At 73.6% G+C, this 19,617-nt stretch carries 6 protein-coding genes; 2 read left to right on the plus strand and 4 right to left on the minus strand.

Features of this window, described 5'->3' with window-relative positions; translation table 11 throughout:
- Window positions 1-216: 216 nt before the first annotated feature.
- From ABT129_RS36910 to ABT129_RS36925, 4 genes are all read right to left on the minus strand, one after another.
- The gene (locus ABT129_RS36910; RefSeq protein WP_055599362.1) at window positions 217-426 is read right to left on the minus strand and encodes an MbtH family protein; all 210 of its coding nucleotides are present in this window, start codon (window positions 424-426) and stop codon (window positions 217-219) included.
- Window positions 423-14,801 (minus strand): non-ribosomal peptide synthetase, encoded by a 14,379-nt coding sequence (locus ABT129_RS36915; RefSeq protein ID WP_351910445.1) that lies wholly within the window; start codon window positions 14,799-14,801, stop codon window positions 423-425. Before ABT129_RS36915 ends, ABT129_RS36910 begins: the two co-directional genes overlap by 4 nt.
- A 130-nt stretch (window positions 14,802-14,931) precedes the next feature.
- Complete coding sequence (locus ABT129_RS36920; RefSeq protein WP_351910447.1) at window positions 14,932-15,993, minus strand: iron-siderophore ABC transporter substrate-binding protein; 1,062 nt, start codon at window positions 15,991-15,993, stop codon at window positions 14,932-14,934.
- A 108-nt stretch (window positions 15,994-16,101) separates the two neighbouring features.
- Complete coding sequence (locus ABT129_RS36925) at window positions 16,102-17,487, minus strand: lysine N(6)-hydroxylase/L-ornithine N(5)-oxygenase family protein (protein ID WP_351910449.1); 1,386 nt, start codon at window positions 17,485-17,487, stop codon at window positions 16,102-16,104.
- A 240-nt stretch (window positions 17,488-17,727) separates the two neighbouring features.
- Between ABT129_RS36925 and ABT129_RS36930 the strand changes: the two genes are divergently transcribed.
- Together ABT129_RS36930 and ABT129_RS36935 are read left to right on the plus strand one after the other, a co-directional pair.
- Window positions 17,728-18,675: a methionyl-tRNA formyltransferase gene (locus ABT129_RS36930; protein ID WP_351910451.1), complete on the plus strand. Its 948-nt coding sequence runs from the start codon at window positions 17,728-17,730 to the stop codon at window positions 18,673-18,675.
- 150 nt (window positions 18,676-18,825) lie between these two features.
- Entirely contained in the window at window positions 18,826-19,578 is a 753-nt protein-coding gene (locus tag ABT129_RS36935; protein WP_351910453.1) for a MarR family winged helix-turn-helix transcriptional regulator, read from the plus strand.
- Window positions 19,579-19,617: the final 39 nt, after the last annotated feature.

The raw sequence follows: 19,617 nt of genomic DNA on the forward strand, positions 1-19,617 counted from the left end.
GGGCCCCCCCCCGGCCCGCGCCCCCTCCCCCCTGGTCCCCCGGGGGTGCGTGGTGCCGGGGGCGCGGCCTCGCCCCCGCGGGGGGGGGGGGGGACCCCCCTGGCGCGCCCCCCCCCCTCCGTGTTTCTCACGGCGGACCGGCCCCGCGCACACCGCGGCCCGCGAGGGGAGTTCCCCTCGCGGGCCGCGGTCGGTGTCAGGGCCTGTGGCGGTGGGTCAGTCCTGGAGGGCGATCAGGCTCGCCGGTCGCAGGTCGGTCCAGTGGGACTCCACGTAGGCCAGGCAGCCCTCGCGGGTGTCCTCGCCGAAGACGGTCCGCCACCCGGCGGGGACCTCCGCGAAGGAGGGCCACAGCGAGTGCTGGTTCTCGTCGTTGACCAGAACCAGGAAGCGGCCCTGCGGGTCCTCGAAGGGGTTGGTGCTCATGCGTTGTCACTCCTCTTGTGGGTCACGCCGAACAGCTGGGACAGGGGCTGTCCGGAGTCGTCTGTCACGGTGCGCAGCAGGGTGGTGAGTTCTTCGGCGAGCCGGCGGGCCTTGGCGGCGCCGAGTCGCTCCGTGGCGTGGATCAGACCGCAGTGGACGGGTCCGTCGCCCCGGGGCTCGTAGAAGCTGAGGGTCAGCTCCGCGCGGGTCGAGCCGGTCGGCACGGCGATCAGGTCCCCGACGCCGCCCTCCAGGCGTTCCAGGTCCGCCTGCTCGTGGTGGATCACCATCACCTGGGGGCCCTCCGGTCGCAGGCCGGCCGTGCGGACGACCTCGTCGAAGGGGACGTCCTGCCGGTCGAGGGCGCTCAGGGTGGTCTCCCGCACGCGGGTCAGGAGCTCCGCGAAGGTCGGGTCGCCGGCCGTGTCGGTGCGCAGCAGGACCGTGTTGAAGAAGCAGCCGACGAGGTCCGCGAGCTGGTCGTCGCCGCGCCCGGCGACCATGGTGCCGATGGGCAGGTCGGTGCCCGCGCCGTGGGCGGTGAGCAGGGACGCGAGGGCCGCGTGCAGCACCATGAACATGCTGGTGCCGGTGGCCTGCGCGAGCCGGTCGACGTCGGCGTGCAGCCGCTCGTCGAGGACGAACTCGACGATTCCCGCGGCCTGCCGGCCGTCCGGGGCGGCGCCGGGGGCCGGGGCCTCCGCCGGCAGGGCGAGCTCGCGCGGTGCGCCTTCGAGCGTCCGCCGCCAGTAGGCCAGCTGCCGGCCGCCCCGGCTGTCCGGGTCGGTGAGGTCGCCGAGGACCTCGCGCGCCCAGAGGGCGTAGTCGGTGTAGTCGACGGGGAGGGGCTGCCAGTCGGGGGCCCGCCCCGCCGTACGCGCACCGTACGCGGTGGTCAGGTCGCGGAAGAGCGGGACCACGGACCATTCGTCGACGGCGAGGTAGTGCAGGGTGAGCAGGACCGCCTGGGTGCCGTCGGCGCCGGTGAGCAGCCGGGCCCGCAGCGGGGCCTCCTGCTCCAGGTCCGGTGCCGAGGCGGCGAGTTCGGCGAGGCGGGCGTCGAGGTCGGCGCACTCCTCCACGGCCAGGGCGGGGGCCTCCACGGCGCGGCGGGTCAGGGTCCCCTCGTGGTCGGCGAAGGCGGTGCGGAGCGGTTCGTGGCGGGTGGTGACGTCGGTGAGCGCCGTGGCGAGCGCTCCGGCGTCGAGGCCGCCGGGCGAGCGCAGGACGAGCGCGTGGTCGAAGCCGGGGCTCCGCCGGTACGCCTGCCACTGCCACCGCTGTACGGGGGCCACCGGAAGGTCCGCGGGGTCGGTGGCCGGGTGCTCCGCCGGGCGCAGCGCGGGGCGTGCGGCGGAGGCGCCGTCGAGCTTGCCCGCGATGCCGGCGACGGTCAGCGCGTCGAAGACGTCGCGGATGCTCAGTTCGACGCCGAACTCGGCGCGGATGCGTCCGAGGAGGCGCATGGAGGCCATGGAGTGGCCGCCGAGGGCGAAGAAGCTGTCGTGGACGCCGACGCCGTCGAGCTTGAGGATCTCGCAGAACAGTTCGGCGATCCGCGCCTGGGTCTCGGTCGCGGGCCGGGCGTCGCCGGTCATGGCCGACCAGTCGGGCGTGGGCAGTGCCTTGTGGTCCAGCTTGCCGTTCGGGGTGAGCGGCAGCGGGCCGTCGAGCGGGACGACGAGGGCGGGGACCATGTACTCGGGCAGCAGCGCGGCGACGTGGGCGCGCAGCTCCTGCGGGTCGAGGTCCTGTTCCGTCTCCTTGCCGGGCTCGGGGACGGCGTAGCCGACGAGGCGGACGATGTCGCCGTCGCGGTCGGGCAGGACGGCGGCCTGGGCGACCGAGGGGTGCCCGGCGAGGGCTGCCTCGATCTCGCCCAGCTCGATGCGGAAGCCGCGGATCTTCACCTGGGTGTCGACCCGGCCGAGGAAGTCGAGGTTGCCGTCGGCGCGCCAGCGGGCCCGGTCGCCGGTGCGGTACATGCGGCTGCCGGGGGCGCCGTACGGGTCGGCGACGAACCGGCCGGAGCTGAGTCCGGCCTGCCCGAGGTAGCCCCGGGCGAGGCCGCGGCCGGCGACGTACAGCTCGCCGACGACGCCGGGCGGCACGGGCCGCAGGTGGTCGTCGAGGACGTAGCAGCGGGTGTTGGGGTCGGGGCGGCCGATCGGCACCCGGCCGGTGGCGCGGCCGCCGTGCTCGCGGGCGGGCCACAGGGTGGAGTTGACGGTCGCCTCGGTGAGTCCGTACGCGCAGATGAGGTTCGCGGTGGTGCCGAAGCGCTCGAAGAGGTCCGGCGGCACGGTCTCGGTGCCGACGAGGACGGTCGATCCCTCGGGCAGGGCGCAGCCGGCGGGGAGGGCCGACACCAGGGACGGCGGCAGGATCATGTGGGTGATCCGCTGGTCGGCGAGGAAGTCGGTGAGGGCGGGGCCGGCGACCCGGGCCTCGTCGGTGATGAGGACGAGCCGTCCGCCGTGGCAGAGCGCCATGGCGAGTTCGAAGGCGAAGACGTCGAAGCCGATGGACGCGAACTGCAGGACGCGGCTGTCGTGTGCGAGGCCCATGCGGTCGACGGCGGTGGCGACGAGGCTGGCGATGCCCTCGTGCGGGACGACGACGCCCTTGGGGCGGCCGGTCGAGCCGGAGGTGTAGATGACGTAGGCGGCCTGGTCGAGGCCGACGGGGCCGCCGGTCGGCGGGGTCCCGGGCAGGGCCTCCAGCGCGGCGGCGGTGGCGGGGGCGTCGAGGAGGAGCACCGGTACGCCGGGGACGTCGGGGATCTTCCCCGCGACGGGCTCGGTGCCGACGACGACGGCGGCGCCCGAGTTCTCGATCATGTAGGTGAGGCGGTCGCCGGGGTGGACGAGGTCGAGCGGCAGGAACGCGGCGCCGAGCTTCTGGGCGGCGACGACCGTGGCGATCATGTCCACCGAGCGCGGCACGGCCACGCCGACGACGCTCTCGGCGCCGACGCCGCGGTCGGCGAGCAGCCGGGCGAGGCGGTTGGCGCGGGCGTCGAGCTGCGCGTACGTCACCGAGCGGGAGCGTTCGACGACGGCGACCGCGTCGGGGCGTTCGGCCACCCACCGGGCGAAGAGCGCCGGGAGGGTCTCCTCGTCGACCTCGCGGGGCGGTCCGTTGAAGCCTTCGAGGACGAGACGGTGCTCCTCGTCGGTGAGGATCCCGGCCTCGGAGATCGGCCGGTCGGGGGCCTCGACGAGGGTCCCGACGAGCCTGCGGAGGCGGTCTCCGACGCGCTCGGCGGTCTCCCGGTCGAAGAGTTCGGTGGAGAACTCCAGGCGGCAGCCGAGGGAGTCGCCGACGCCGTCGGCGGAGGTGTGCTCGGTGAAGCTGAACACGAGGTCGAACTTGGCGGTGCCGACCCGGTGGGGCAGGTAGCCGGCGGTCAGGCCGGGCAGGCGCAGTGCCCCGTCGGTGCGGGCGTGGTAGCCGACCATCACCTGGAACAGCGGGTTCCGGGAGAGGGAGCGGGTCGGGTTGAGCTTCTCCACGACGGACTCGAAGGGGACGTCCGCGTGGGAGAAGGCGGCGAGGTCGGTCTCGCGGACCCGGCCGAGGAGTTCGGTGAAGCTGGGGTCGCCGCCGAGGTCGGTGCGGAGCACCAGGGTGTTGACGAAGAAGCCGACCAGTTCGTCCAGGGCCTCGTCGCCCCGGCCCGCGATGGGCGCGCCGAGCGGGATGTCGGTGCCGGCGCCGAGCCGGTGGAGCAGGGCGGCGACGGCCGCGTGGGCGACCATGAACATGCTGGCGCCGGTGGAGCGGGCGACGCGGCGCAGCCCCTCGTGGACGGCGGGGTCGAAGGTGATGTCGAGCGCGGCGCCGGTGAACGCCGGGCGGGCGGGCCGGGGCCGGTCGGTGGGGAGTTCCAGTTCCTCGGGGGCGCCGGCCAGGGCCGTGCGCCAGTGCTCCAGCTGCCGGGCGGCGAGGCTCCCGGGGTCGGCCGGGTCGCCCAGGAGCTTCTGCTGCCAGAGGGCGTAGTCGGCGTACTGGACGGGCAGCGGCTCCCAGTCGGGTGCGGCGCCGTCGAGGCGGGCGGTGTAGGCGGTGGTCAGGTCCCGCAGGAACGGGCGGTCGGACCACTCGTCGGTGGTGATGTGGTGGAGGAGCAGGACGACGACGTGCTCGTCGGGCGCCACCTCCACGACCGTGGCGCGGATCGGCAGTTCGGCGGCGAGGTCGAACGGCCGCTGGACGGCGGCGTCGACGAGTCCGGGGAGCTCGTCCTCGGTCGCGCTGACGTGCTCCACGACCGGGGCGGCCGAGCCGGCGGGCAGGATCCGCTGGTAGGCCTGGCCGTCGCGCTCGGCGAAGAGCGTGCGCAGGGCCTCGTGGCGGTCGGTCACGTCGGCGAGGGCGGCGCTCCACGCCTCCCGGTCGAAGGTGCCGTGCAGCCGCATGACCAGCGGGAAGTTGTACGCGGCGGAGGTGCATTCGATCTGCTGGATGACCCAGAGGCGCTGCTGGGCGTGCGAGAGCGGCAGTTCGTCGGGGCGTTCGGCCGCGACGAGCGCCGGGCGGGCGGCGCCGCGCGAGGCCGCCGCGCGCTCCACGAGTTCGGCGACGGTGGGTGCCTCGAACAGGTCGCGGATGGCCAGTTCGGCGTCGAGGGCGGTGCGGGCGCGGCTGACGAGCCGGGTGGCGAGGAGGGAGTGGCCGCCGAGCTCGAAGAAGTCGCTGTCGATGCCGACGCTGCCCGCGGCGAGGCCGAGGGCCTCCGCGAAGAGCCCGCACAGGGTCTCCTCCTGCGGGGTGCGGGGGGCGCGGCTCGTGCCCGTGCCGGTGAGGTCGGGGGCGGGCAGGGCCTTGACGTCGAGCTTGCCGTTGACGGTCAGCGGGAGGGTGGCGACGGCGACGAGGGCGGACGGGACCATGTAGTCGGGCAGTCCGGCCTTGAGGTGCTCGCGCAGGCGCTGGACGAGGTCGTCGTCCGGTGCTCCGGCGGTGGTGGCGTCCTCCGGGACGACGTAGCCGACCAGGCGCTTGGTGCCGGCGGTCTCGTGGACGACGACGGCGGCGTGGGCGACCTCGGGGTGTCCGGACAGGGCGGTGGAGATCTCGCCGAGTTCGATGCGGTAGCCGCGGATCTTGACCTGGTCGTCGGTGCGGCCGAGGAAGTCGAGCAGGCCGTCGAGGCGCTGCCGGACGAGGTCGCCCGTGCGGTACATGCGCTCGCCGGGCTCGCCGAACGGGTCGGCGACGAACCGCTCGGCGGTCAGCGCGGCCCGGTCGTGGTAGCCGCGGGCCAGGCCGGTGCCCGCGATGTACAGCTCGCCGGGGCTGCCGGGCGGGACGGGACGGAGCATCGCGTCGAGGACGTGGGCGCGGGTGTTGCGGATGGGGCGGCCGACGGTGGACGTGGCGCTCTCGGTGGTGGAGCCGCCGAGCGTGTTGATCGTGTACTCGGTGGGGCCGTAGAGGTTGTACCCGTAGGTGCCGTCGGTGTGCCGCAGTTGGCTCCAGACCGTGTCGGAGACGGCCTCGCCGCCGAGCAGGACGAGCGCCGGGCGGTGCTTGCCGGCGGTCTCGTCCTCATCGAGGAGTCCCTCCTCGATGAGGAGCTGGGCGTAGGTGGGCGTCACGTTGACCACGTCGACGCGGTGCTCGTCGCAGTAGGCGACCAGGGCTTCGGCGTCGCGGCGGAGTTCCTCGTCGCAGACGTGGACCTCGTGGCCCTCGACGAGCCAGAGCAGCTCCTCCCACGACATGTCGAAGGCGAAGGAGACGGTGTGCGCGATGCGCAGGCGCCGCCCGCCGGCCGAGGCGATGGCCGGGTCGAAGATCTCCTTCTGGTGGTTGAGCTGCATGTTCGTCAGTCCCCGGTAGGGGGTGACGACGCCCTTGGGGCGGCCGGTGGAGCCGGAGGTGTAGATGACGTACGCCGGGTGCTCCAGGCGGTCCGGCACCCCGTGGGCGAACGCGGGCCGCTCGGCGTCGGTGATCGTGTCGCCGGACAGCGCGGCGAGCGCGGCGGTCACGGCCTCGTCGTCGAGGAGGACCTCGGGGGCGACGGAGCCGTCCTCGCGCCTCAGCGTGGGGGCGACGGCGGTGGTGGTCAGCAGGCAGAGGGGTCCGGTGTCCTCGGCCATGAGCCGCAGCCGGTCGGCCGGGTGGTCGAGGTCGAGCGGCAGGTACGCGGCGCCGGTCCGCAGGACGGCGAAGAGCGCGGCGACCATCTCGATGGACCGGGGCAGGGCGAGCGCCACGACCTTCTCGGGTCCGGCTCCCCGGGCGAGCAGCAGTCGGGCCAGCCGGTTGACCTGGGCGTCGAGTTCGGCGTAGGTGAGGGCGCGCTCGCCGAAGACGAGGGCGACCGCGTCGGGGGTACGGGCGACCTGGGCGGTGAGCATGTCGGCGACGGTCTCGTCCGGCACCGGCTCGCGGGTGGCCTCCCGGCCGGTGGTGAGGGCGGCCCGCTCGTCGGGGAGCAGCAGGTCCACGCCGACGGTCCGGGCGGTGTCGGCGGCCGGTCCCGCGAGGGCCTCGCCGAGGCGGTCGAGGACGGTGGTGAAGCGGGCGAGGATCGTGGTGGCGGCCTCGGCGTCGAAGAGGTCGGGCCGGGCGGCCAGGGTGACCCGCAGCCGGGCTCCGGGCGTGACGATCAGGGTGAGCGGGAAGTGGGTGCCGTCGACGTTCGACACGTCGGTGATGCCGTGGCGTTCGCGGAGCGCGGCAGCCCGGTCCTCGCCGTCGGCGGAGCGCAGCACGAAGAGGGTGTCGAAGAGGCGGCGGTGGCCGGACTCCTGCTGGAGGGTGCCGAGGCCGACGTACTCGTACGGCATGACGGCGGCGCGCTCGGACTGCATGCGGCGCAGCAGGGCGAGCAGCGGCTCGTCGGGGGTGAAGGCGACCCGGGCGGGGATCGTGTTGAGGAACATGCCGATGATGCCGGCGACGTTCGGGACGTCCGCCGGGCGTCCGGCGACCGCCGTGCCGAAGGCGACGTCGCCCCGGCCGGTCATGGCCGAGAGGACCAGGGCCCAGGCGGCGTTGAGGACGGTGTTGAGGGTGAGTCCGTGGCGGCGGGCGGCGGCCCGCAGCCGGTCGCCGGCCTCCTGGCCGATGTGGGCGTCGAAGTCGACGGGTATGACGGGGCCCGTGTCGCGCCCGGTCGGGGCGAGCAGGGTCGGCTCGTCGAAGCCGGAGAGGGCGCCGCGCCAGGCGTCGAGGGCGACGGAGGTGTCCTGGGCCGCCAGCCAGGCGAGGTGGTCGCGGTACGAGCCGGGCCGCTCCAGACCGGTGGCGTCGCCGGCCCGCTCGTACAGGGTGAAGAGCTCCTCCAGGAACAGCCAGGCGGACCAGCCGTCCCAGAGGATCAGGTGGTGGGTGACGACGAGCCGGTCGCGGCCGTCGCCGAGGCGGATGAGGAGGAGGCGGCAGAGCGGCGCGGCGGCAAGGTCGAAGCGCTGCCGGCGGTCGGCGGCGAGGAGTTCCTCGGTGCGGGTCCGCTGCTCCTCGGCGGGCAGGGCGGAGAGGTCGTGCTCGACCAGCGGGATCTCGGCGCCGTCCACGATGAACTGGACGGGTCCGGGCAGGCCGTCGCTGGTGAAGCCGGCGCGCAGTCCGGTGTTGCGTGCCAGGAGGGTGCGGCCCGCGGCGCGCAGCCGGTCGGCGTCGAGGCGGTGGTCGAGGTCCAGGGTCTCCTGGGACTGGTAGACGTCGAGGGCGTCGCCCGCGTCGTAGGTGGCGTGGAAGTACATGCCCTCCTGGAGCGGGGAGAGCGGCCAGATGTCGACGACGGGGAGTCCGGCGACGGCGTGGACGCGCGCGGTCTCCTCCTCGGTCGGTTCCGGTCCGCCCAGGGGGGCGGGGGCCGGGGGTTCCGGGGCCGGGGGCGGTGTCGGCGCGGCGGCGGTGAGCTGGGCGAGCAGGGCCTGCAGCGCGGGGTCGACGGCCGCGCCGGACTGCTGCTGGAGCGCCAGGACGGCCTGGAGGGCGGCGGCGGCCTGCCCGGCGTCGGTGGCGGAGACGGTCACGCCGTCGGAGTGCACGGGTACCTCGGGTGTCTCGGGCGATGCGGGGGTCGGGGGTGTTGCGGCGTCCCCGTGGGTGGCCGCGGCGGAGGCGAGGGCGGCCGGGGTGCGGTGTTCGAAGACGTCGCGGGGGCTGAGCGTCAGGCCCTTCTCGCGCGCCCGGGTGGCGACGGTGATGGAGCTGAGGCTGTCGCCGCCGAGCACGAAGAAGTCGTCGTCGACGCCGGTCCCCGGGACGCCGAGGACCTCGCCGAAGATCTCGCAGAGGGCGCGTTCGCGGTCGTCGCGGGGGCCTCGGCCGCCCGTCCGGGGCGCGATCTCGGGTGCGGGCAGGGCGTTCTGGTCGAGCTTGCCGCTGGGGGTCAGGGGCAGTTCGGCGAGGACGACGACGGCGCTCGGGACCATCGCGGCGGGCAGCGCCGCGGTGAGGGCGGCGTGCAGCTCCTCCGGTCCGGGGGTGGCGCCGGGGGCCGGGACGGCGTAGCCGACGAGGGCTCCGTCGCGGACGACCACGGCCGCGCGGGCGACGTCGGCCAGTGCGGCGAGGGCGGTCTCGATCTCGCCCAGTTCGACGCGGTTGCCGCGGATCTTGACCTGGCGGTCGGTGCGGCCGAGGTACTCGACGGCTCCGTCGGCGCGGCGGCGCACCAGGTCCCCGGTGCGGTACATCCGCTCCCCCGGCGTCCCGAACGGGTCGGCGACGAAGCGGTCGGAGGTCAGGCCGGGGCGGTCGTGGTAGGCGCGGGCCAGCTGGACGCCGGCGAGGTACAGCTCGCCGGGCACGCCGTCCGGCACCGGGCGCAGGAACGGGTCCAGGACGTGCATTCGGGTGTTCCACACGGGCCGGCCGATCGGCACGGCCGGCTCGGTGCCGCCCTCGTACGGGAAGAAGGTGACGTCGACGGCCGCCTCGGTGGGGCCGTACAGGTTGTGCAGCGGGACGGGCGCGCCTCCGGCGCGGGAGGTCAGCTCCCACCAGCGCCGGGCGTCGGCGCCGGTGAGCGCCTCGCCGCTGCAGAACACCCGGCGCAGGCTGGCAGGCCAGTCGGGGGCGTCCGGGGTGGCTTCCATGACCTGGACGAACGCGGCCAGCATCGAGGGCACGAAGTGCGTCGTGGTGATGGACCGGTCGGCGATGAGGCGGGCCAGGTACTCGGGGTCGCGGTGGCCGTCGGGGCGGGCGAGGACGACGGCCGCGCCCTCGGTGAGCGCCCAGAAGAACTCCCACACCGACACGTCGAAGCTGGACGGCGTCTTCTGGAGGACGCGGTCGTCGGCGGTGAGCCCGTACGCGCTCTGCATCCAGGCGAGCCGGTTGACGATGGCCCGGTGGGTGACCGCGACGCCCTTGGGGCGGCCGGTGGAGCCCGAGGTGTAGATGAGGTAGGCGGGGTGGTCGGGACCGGCGGCCCGTACGGGGGCGTCGGCGGGGGTCTCCGCCGGCTCACCCGCGCCGATGACGAGCTGTTCGAGGCCGGACGCGGCGGGGATGCGCGCGGCGGCCTCGGCGGTGGTCACGACGAGGCGCGCGCCCGAGTCGGCGAGCATGAACGCCACCCGGTCGGCGGGGTAGTCGAGGTCGACGGGGAGGTAGGCGGCGCCGGCCTTGTGGACGCCGAGGAGGGCGACCATCAGTTCGGCCGAGCGCGGGACCGCGACGGCCACGTACTGCTCGGGACCGGCCCCGCGGGCCCGGAGCCGCGCGGCCAGGGCCTCGGCCCGCCGGTCGAGTTCGGCGTAGCTGAGGGTGGTGTCCTCGAAGACGACGGCGGGGGCGTCGGGGGTACGGGCCACCCGTCCGGCGAAGAGCGAGGCGAGGGTCGCCTCGGGGACCGGGCGGTCGGTGGCGTTGAGCTCCGCGAGGTGCTCGCGCTCGCGGGCGGAGAGCAGGTCGGTCCGGGCGACGAGTCGGCCGGGCTCGGAGACCACGGTCCGCAGCAGGGCGGTGAACCGGTTGGCGAGGACGGCCACCGCCACCTGGTCGAGCCGGGCCGCGTCGTGCTTGAAGCGGAGCAGCAGTCCGGCGTCGGCGGGCTCGACGACGAGCGCGAGCGGGTAGTGGACGGCGTCGATGACCTCGGCGCCGGTGACGAGGGGCGCGTCGGCGCCGTCCCCGGAGGGCTGCTCACCGGTCGGGTAGTTCTCGAACACCACGAGGGTGTCGAAGAGTTCGCCGCCGCCGGCGATCCGCTGGATGTCGGCGAGACCGAGGTGCTGGTGGTCGAGGAGGGCGGCGTGCTCGTCCTGGACCCGGTGGAGCAGCTCGGTGAGCGTCTCGTCGGGGCGGAGGGTGACCCGGGCCGGGACGGTGTTGATGAACAGGCCGACGGCGGCGTCGAGTCCCGCGACCTCGGTGGTCCGCCCGGACACGGTGGTGCCGAAGACGACGTCCCGGCCGCCGGTGAGGCCGCCGAGCAGCAGTCCCCACACTCCGTTGAGGACGCTGCTCAGGGTCAGGCCCTGGGTCCTGGCGTACGCGGACAGCGCGTCGGTGAGCTCGCGCGGGAGGCGGGTGTCGACGTGCTCGGGACGGGCGGGCGGGCCGGCGTCCCCCGGGGTGGTGAGCGCGGGGAGCCGGGTCGGGCCCTCCACTCCGGCGAGCGCCCGGCGCCACGCCTCGCGTGCGGCGTCCCGGTCGCGGCCGGCGAGCCAGGAGAGGTACGCCTCCGGGGCCACGGGCTCGGGCAGTTCGGCGCCCCGGTAGGCGGCGGTCAGCTCCCGCAGGAGGACACCGACCGACCAGCCGTCGGCGACGATGTGGTGCAGGGTGAGGAGCAGCCGGTGGCGCTGCCCGTCCTTGACGAGGGTGGCGCGCAGGAGCGGCGGCCGGTCGAGGTCGAACCGCTCGGCGCGGTCGGCGCGGAGGATGTCGTCGAGGCCGGTCACGGCGGTGTCGGCCTCCCGCCACGGGAGGGTGACCCGGTCGGCGAGCCGCTGGACGACCTCGCCGCCGGGGAGCTGGCGGAAGGAGGCGCGCAGGAGCGGGTGCCGGTCGAGGAGGAGCTGGAGCGCGGAGCGGACGCGGTCCGGTTCGACGGTCCCGGTCAGGTCGAGGAGTTCCTGGACGAAGTAGAGGTCGGCGGCCTGCCGGTCGAACTCGGCGTGGAAGAAGAAACCTTCCTGGAGCGGGGAGACGGGCAGGGCGTCCGCGTCGAGCGGCACCTCCGGGAGCACGGGGGCGGCGACGGTCTCTCCGGCGGTCCGGGCGAGGGCCGCCACGGTCCGGCTCCGGAACACGTCGCGCGGGGTGAGGGCGAGACCGGCCTCGCGGGCCCGGTTCACGAGCTGGATGGCGACGATGCTGTCGCCGCCGAGCTCGAAGAAGCTGTCGTGGACGCCCACCGACGGCAGGCCGAGGACCTCGGCGAACAGGGCGGCGAGGGTGGTCTCCGCCGGGGTGCTCGGGGTGTCGGTGCCGGTCAGGGAGGTCCAGCGGGGTTCGGGCAGCGCCTTGGCGTCGAGCTTGCCGTTGGGGGTGAGCGGGAGCGGGCCGTCGAGGACGACGACGGCGGACGGCACCATGTAGTCGGGCAGGGCGTCCGTCACGCGCGCGCGTGCGGCCGTCACCGCCGCCCCGGTGTCCGGGCCGGCGGCGGTCCCGGTGTCCGTGGTTCCGCTGTCGCCGGTTCCGGCGGCGGTCCCGGCCACCGTCCCCGCGTCGGCCGCTCCGGCCTCCGGGACGAGGTAGGCCACGAGGCGCTTGACGCCCCGGTGGTCCTCGCGGGCGAGGACGGCGGCCTGGGCGATGCCCTCGCAGGCCATGAAGGCGCTCTCGATCTCGCCCGGCTCCACGCGGTGGCCGCGGATCTTGATCTGGCCGTCGGCGCGGCCGAGGAACTCCAGGTTGCCGTCGGCGCCCCAGCGGCCCCGGTCGCCCGTGCGGTACATGCGGGAGCCGGGCTCCCCGTACGGGTCGGCGACGAAGCGCTCCGAGGTCAGGGCGTGGCGGCCCAGGTAGCCGCGGGCGAGGCCACGCCCGGAGACGTACAGCTCGCCCTCCGTCCCGACGGGCACGGGCCGGAGCGCCGTGTCGAGCACGTACGCCCGGGTGTTGGGGTCGGGCTCGCCGATCGGGGCGGGGCCGGGACGGTCGGGGTCGGCGAGCCAGAGGGTGGAGTTGACGGTCGCCTCGGTGAGGCCGTAGGCGACCACGACCCGGAGCCGGCCGCCCCAGCGGGCGATCAGCTCGCTGGGGACGGCCTCGGTGCCGACGATCAGCACGGCGCCCTCGGGGAGTTCGCACTCCTGCGGCAGCGCGGAGACCAGTGAGGGCGGCAGGATCATGTGGGTGGCGCGGTGGCGCGCGATGTACTCGGTGAGCGCGGGGCCGGCGACGCGGCGCTCGGCGGGGACGACGACGATCCGTCCGCCGACGCACAGCGACATGATCAGGTCCCAGACCGTCACGTCGAAGCCGACGGAGGCGAACTGCACGACGCGGCTCCCGGCGGTGATGCCGATCCGCTCGGTCGCGGTGGCGATCAGGCTGCCGACGCCGTCGTGCGAGACGACGACGCCCTTGGGGCGGCCCGTCGAGCCCGAGGTGTAGATGACGTACGCGGCCTGGTCGAGGACGACCGGGGGCGCGGGGTCGGGGTCGGCCGGCGCGGCGAGGGCCTCGACGGTGGCCGGGTCGTCGAGCAGCAGGTGGCCCACGCCCTCGATCCCGGGAAGCTCCCCGGCGAGCGCGCGGACGGTGACGACGGTGCGGGCCCCGGCGTCGGACAGCATGTAGGCGATGCGGTCCTGCGGGTGGTCGGCGTCGAGCGGCAGGTAGGCGGCGCCGGCCTTCATCACGGCGAGCAGCGCCACGACCAGCTCGGGCGAGCGGGGCAGGGCCACGCCCACCACGTCCTCGGCGGCCACGCCCCGGGAGCGGAGCAGGCGGGCGAGCCGGTCGGCGGCCTCGTCCAGCTCGGCGTACGTCAGCTCGCGGTCCTCGCAGACCAGCGCGACGGACTCGGGGGTGCGGCGGACCTGGGCCTCGAAGGCGGCGGGCCAGGACAGCTCGGGGGACTCGGTGGGCGCGGCGCCGAACTCGTCGAGGAGCAGGGCGCGTTCGGCTTCGGAGGTCAGCTCGATCCGGCCGACGGGGAGGTCGGGGTCGCCGGTGAAGGCGTGGAGGAGCGTGAGGAAGCGGCGCTCGTGGTCGGCGAGGGCGGCCTCGTCGCAGGCGTCGGCGTCCGCGTCGAGGTGGACGGCGTAGCCTTGGCCGCCGGCGCACTCGGCGAAGCTGAACGCGAGGTCGCTGACCGGGCCGAGCCAGACGGGCCGGAGGTCGGTCGCGTGGCCGTCGAAGTCCAGGTCCTCGGAGCGCGGCAGGATGTTGACGGTGGGGCCGACCAGCTCCGGTACGCCGTCGACCAGGCCGAGCTCCCTGGCGAGGTCCTCGGCGCGGTAGCGGCCGTGGGCGACGGCGTCGCGGACGGTCTCGCGGACCTGGGCGACGAGGGCGGTGCCGGTGGTGCCGGGGCGGACGTCGAGGCGCAGCGGGACGATGTTGGACACCATGCCGGGGACGCGGGCGGAGACCTCGTCCTCGCGGGCGGCGATGGGCAGGCCGAGGACGAGGTCCTGTTCGCCGCTGACGCGGTGGAGGTAGGCGGCGACGGCGGCGAGCAGGAGCCGGGACGGCCGGACGCCGGTGGCGACGGCGGCGGCGTTCAGCCGCTCGACGGTCTCCGGGGCGAGTTCGGTGGTGCGGCGCAGCCGGTGGGTCATGGGGGCGGCGGCCCGGTCGACGAGCCGCACGGGCTCGGTCCGGCCGGCCAGCCGCTCCAGCCACCAGGCGCGGTCGGCGGCGTGCCGCTCGGAGGCGCGGTAGGCGCGGTCGGCGGCGACGAGATCGGCGAGGGACCAGTCGCGGGGCGCGGGCGCCTCCTCGGCGGAGGTGTAGTACGCGCCGGCGCGGCGGGTGATGAGGGCGACGGCCATGCCGTCCACCACGATGTGGTGGTAGCGCTGGAACCAGAGGACCTGCTCGTCGGAGAGCCGCAGCAGGGCCTGCGCGAAGAGGGGGCCGTGGGCGAGGTCGACGGGCCGCTCGCGGTCGGCGGCCATCCACGCGGCGGCGGCCTCCTCGGGGTCGGCGGCGGCGCGCAGGTCGACGACGGCGATGTCGACGGGGGTGGTGCGGGGGGTCTGCCGGGGCCCGTCGGCTCCGGGGGCGACCGTGACGTGCAGGCACTCGGCCTCTTCGACGGCCCGGCGGACGGCGGCGGTGAGGCGGTCGAGGTCGACGGCGCCGCGGAGGTCGAGCGCGAAGACGATGTTGTAGGCGGAGCTGTCCGGTTCGATCTGCTGGGCCAGCCAGATGCCGGATTGCCCGCCGGTGACGGGGAGGCCGGTGGTGGGCTTCCGGTCCGACTCGACGTCAAACATCGTACGAAGTGGCCTTTCCCTGGAGGTGCGTGGCAGACGGTGACGGCACAAGCGCCGACGGCGTGGCGAGAGTTCCGCCACGCCGTCGGTCGGGTCAGCTGCTGGCTGGTGGCACGTCAGCTGGTGTGCGTCACTTGACGGCCGCGAGGAGCGGCTCGATCTGGTCGATGGCGTACGGGATCGACAGGACGGTGTTGAAGGAGAACGCGGCGCCGATGTCCGGGTCCTGGTACGGCACGAACAGGTCGCGCTTCTCCTGGTTGACCTTCAGCTTCTTGTAGAGCGGCTCGGCCTTGATGCGGTCGTTGGCCTCGGTGCTGGAGGTGACCCAGACGAGCCGGTCGACGTCGAGGACGTTGAGCTTCTCCGCGCTGAGCTCGGCGACGTTGAAGCCCGGCTTGGCCAGGGTGTCGATCTCCGGCTTGAGCTTGAAGCCCAGCTCCTGGAAGAAGATCGACTTGGGGTCGATCTTCGTGAACGCCGAGTACTTGCCGGCCTCGAAGCTGTCGGCGACGGCGAGCGTCTTGGTGGCCCACTCGGGGTGCTTCTCGCGGGCGGCCTTGAAGCGGGCGTCGATGTCCGCGATCAGCTTGGACGCCTCGGCGTCCTTGCCGAGCGACTTGCCGATCTGCTGGGTCATCAGCTGCCAGGGGGCGCCGTAGTCCGGGTGGTCCTTGGGCTGGGCGACGACCTTGGTGAACTTGGAGAGCGTGTCGTACTGCTCCTTCTTCATCCCCGAGTACTGGGCGATGACGAGGTCGGGCTTGAGGGCCGCGATCTTCTCGATGTTGTACTCGTCGCGCTCACCGACGATCTGCGGGGTGTTCGAGCCCCACTTGTCCTTGGTCCAGGGCCACTTGCCGTACGGCTTCTCCTTGAACCAGTCGACCGATCCGGCCGGCTTGATGCCGAGCGCGAGCACCGCGTCCTGGTCGGAGAGGCCGAGGGTGACGACCGTCTTCGGCTCCTTGTCGATGGTCGTGGAGCCGTACTTGTGCTCGACCGTGACGGGGAACGCGGCGGGCTTGGCTCCCCCGTCGGCCGAGGCCGAGGAGGTGGCGGGCGACGGCGACCCGGACTTCTCGGTCCCACCGCCACAGGCGGAGAGGGCGAGGGCGGCCACCGCGAGAACGGCTACGCGGGGAGCGGATCTGGCGAACCGCGCCAGAGCGGGACGTGCACCAGCGGACACGGACGTTCCTTTCGGGGATTCACAGTGCTGCCACGCCCGCCGGGGCACACGGGGGTGCCGCGCGGCGGGAGTGGCGATGTCGCGTGGGGGGTGGGACGGGGGGTGACGCTAGCGCGCCGTGCCCACGCCGTCGACCACGGACCTGACCTCGTCGGCGGAGGCAGGGGCGGGGACGGAGGCGGAGGCGTCGACCGGGGCCGGGGCCCGGTCGAGGACCGAGTCGAGGATCTCGCCGACCCGGATCGCGGTGTTGGAGAGCAGCGACGACGTGATGCCGTGGGTGTGCTCGGTGCCGCCCTGGAGGTAGATCCCGCAGCGCAGTTCGGGGTCGGTGGCGAGACGGTAGTCCCGCTCGACCCGGACCCTGCCCTGGGCGTCGCGGTGGCAGCGGTCGCCGACCGGGCCGAGGAGACCGAGGGGCTCGGCGGGGGTGTAGCCCGTGGCGTAGACGACGACGTCGGCCTCGAGGACGGACTCCTCACCGGTGACGAGGGAGGTGACGAAGGCGCGGACCTTGTCCGGACCGTCCTCCACGCCCGTGAGCCGGGAGATGTTGATGAAGCGCAGCCGCTCGGTGCCGAGGACCTTCTCCTGGTACGCCTGCCGGTACAGGTCGTCGATCAGGTCGATGTCCACCACGGAGTAGTTCGTGTTCCCGTGGTAGTCCATCAGCTTGCGCTTGACGTCGTCCGGGGCCGTGAAGTACTCGTCGACGGCCTCGGGGTCGAAGATCCGGTTGGCGAAGGCGCTGTCGTCGGCGGGGCTGTACCCGTACCGGGAGAAGACGGCGCAGATCTCGGCCTCGGGGAAGCGGCGGTGCAGGTAGGCCACGTTCTCGGCGGCGCTCTGTCCGGCGCCGACGACGACGATCCGCCGGGGGTTGGTGCCCTCCAGGCTCTCGACCTTGCGGAGCAGGTCGGAGTTGTGCCAGACGCGGTCGCTGCGCTCGACGCCCTCGGGCATCTTCGGGCGGAGTCCGGTGCCGAGGACGAGGTTGCGGGCGCGGTGGACGACCAGCTCGTCGCCGGCGCGGGCGGTCACGTCGAGGTACTCGACGACGCCGTCGCGCTCGACCGGCTCCACGGAGATGATCTCGTGGCCGTAGGAGACCATGTCGTCCACCTTGGACGCGGCCCACTCGAAGTAGTCGTGGAACTCGACGCGCAGGGGGAAGAGGTTCTTGTGGTTGACGAAGTCGATCAGCCGGCCCTTGCTCTGCAGGTAGCAGAGGAAGCTGTACTCGCTGGTCGGGTTGCGCAGCGTCACCAGGTCCTTGAGGAAGGACACCTGCATGGTCGCGTCGTCGATCAGCATGCCGCGGTGCCAGCCGAACTGCGGCTGGCGCTCGAAGAAGTGGGCGGTGACCGCTTCCTCTCTTCCGACGCGTGCGTTGTGCTCGCTGAGCGCTATCGCCATGGCCACATTGGACGGCCCGAAGCCGATGCCTATGAGGTCGTGGACCAGAGGTGCGTCACCAGGAGAACCCTGCGACATGTCACTCCCATCGTGCGGGAAAGATGCTGGGGGAACGGGGCGTCGAGCACGCTGGCGTCACCGGCAGCCCCACATAACTTAGGTAAAGCTAACCTGATTAAGCGCGACTGTCGACGGGACGAATCGGACAAGGGATGGAAGTCCGCCATGAAGAGCCGCACAAATCAAGCCAGTTGCGCCGTTAGGTAAGGCTTGCTTTACTTACTGATGGTCAATCGCTCTTCTGAGGAGGAACCCCATATGCGGGTCGTCATGTTCGGCTATCAGACCTGGGGCCACCGCACCCTCCAAGCGCTCCTGGACTCCGAACACGACGTGGTTCTGGTCGTGACGCACCCCAAGAGCGAGCACGCCTACGAGAAGATCTGGAGCGACTCGGTCGCCGATCTGGCGGAGGAGCACGGCGTCCCCGTCGTCATCCGCAACAGGCCCGACGACGAGGAGCTGTTGACGCGCCTCAAGGAGGCCGACCCGGACATCATCGTCGCCAACAACTGGCGCACGTGGATCCCGCCGCACATCTACAACCTGCCGCGCCACGGGACGCTCAACATCCACGACTCGCTGCTCCCCAAGTACGCGGGCTTCTCCCCCCTCATCTGGGCCCTCATCAACGGCGAGCCCGAAGTCGGCGTCACCGCCCACATGATGGACGAGGTCCTCGACGCCGGCGACATCGTCCAGCAGCGGGCCGTCACCGTCGGACCGAAGGACACCGCGACCGACCTCTTCCACAAGACGGTCGACCTCATCGCCCCCGTCACCATCGGCGCGCTCGACCAGATCGCCTCCGGGACGGCCGAGTTCACCCGGCAGGACCGCTCGCTGGCCAGCTTCTTCCACAAGCGCGCCGAGGAGGACATCCGCATCGACTGGAACTGGCCGGCCGATGTCCTGGAGCGCCTGGTCCGCGCCCAGTCCGCCCCGTACCCGAGCGCCTTCACCTTCCACAAGGGCAAGCGCCTCGAAATCCTCTCCGCCGTGGTCTCCGAGGGGCGTTACGGCGGCACGCCGGGCCGTGTCTTCTACCGCGAGGGCGACGGCGTCGTCATCGTCGCCGGGGCCGACGCGCGCACGGGACGCAACCACGGCCTGGCCATCACCCGTGTCCGGACGGAGGACGGCCGCGAGCTGCCCGCGACCGAGTACTTCACCGCCATGGGCGGCTATCTCGTCGGGCGTCCCTGACCGTATGGACCCCGAGCACGTCGACGGGGGCCGCCGGGCGCGCGCGAGCGGCGTGGCGGCCTCCCTGTCGGAGTTGGGTAGGTTAACCCAACCTAACGGTGAGGCCCGGCGGTTGGCGCCACTCGGCCGCGCGGACAGTGAGGCACAGCGATGGAACAGCCGATCGTCAACGGTGTGGCGTGCGACGCGTCGGGCGCGACCTTCGCCGTCGTCGGCATCTCGAACGTGCCGACCGACTGGGCGAAGGTCTTCAGCTCCCTCGCCAACACCGACCTGACACTCGGCACGATGGCGGGCGCCACGGGCGCCGCCGGAGACGGACAGGCCCTGCTGCGCGCCGTCGCCGAGGCTGCGGCCACCGAGGCGGACCGCGAGGAACCCTCCCCGTCCGTCACGGCCCCGCCCTCCCTGAGCATGACGCCCCCCAGCGTCCTGAACCTCAACGCGTACCTCATGTACGCGCTGGGCAAGGTCGCGCGCCGGCGTCTCACGGAGAAGCTGGAGGCCCGCGGGCTGCGTCTGTGGCACCTCACCGTGATGACACTGCTCGCCGATCTCGGCCCGCAGATGAAGACGGCGCTCGCCTCGCGGCTCGACATGAACGCCAGCGACCTGGTGAAGATCGTCAACGACCTCGCCCGCATCGGGCAGGTGGACTGCGTCCGCGACCAGACGGACCGCCGCCGGGTCGTCGTACGGCTCACCGCGGAGGGCCGCACCTACCTCGCCGGGCTCAGCGCGGAGATCGCGTCCACGGACGACGAGATCCTCGCCCCGCTCGACACGGCGGAACGCGAGCAACTCGGTGCCCTGCTGCGCCGGGTGCACCATCACCTCGAACGGCCCCCGGCCGGCGTACGCCAGCGCAGAAACGGTCCGCCGGCCCCCCGCGCCGGGTCCTGACCTCCACGACCGCGACCCCCACACCCGAAAGGGTGTGGG

Origin of the sequence: Streptomyces sp. NPDC002057, assembly GCF_040296665.1 — a bacterium.
In the GTDB taxonomy this organism is placed as follows: domain Bacteria; phylum Actinomycetota; class Actinomycetes; order Streptomycetales; family Streptomycetaceae; genus Streptomyces.

What these genes read in the sequence shown, in the direction of transcription:
- ABT129_RS36910 (WP_055599362.1), bottom strand. Translation starts at nt 426, where the DNA reads ATGAGCACCAACCCCTTCGAGGACCCGCAGGGCCGCTTCCTGGTTCTG.
- ABT129_RS36915 (WP_351910445.1), bottom strand. Translation starts at nt 14,801, where the DNA reads ATGTTTGACGTCGAGTCGGACCGGAAGCCCACCACCGGCCTCCCCGTC.
- ABT129_RS36925 (WP_351910449.1), bottom strand. Translation starts at nt 17,487, where the DNA reads ATGTCGCAGGGTTCTCCTGGTGACGCACCTCTGGTCCACGACCTCATA.
- ABT129_RS36930 (WP_351910451.1), top strand. Translation starts at nt 17,728, where the DNA reads ATGCGGGTCGTCATGTTCGGCTATCAGACCTGGGGCCACCGCACCCTC.
- ABT129_RS36935 (WP_351910453.1), top strand. Translation starts at nt 18,826, where the DNA reads ATGGAACAGCCGATCGTCAACGGTGTGGCGTGCGACGCGTCGGGCGCG.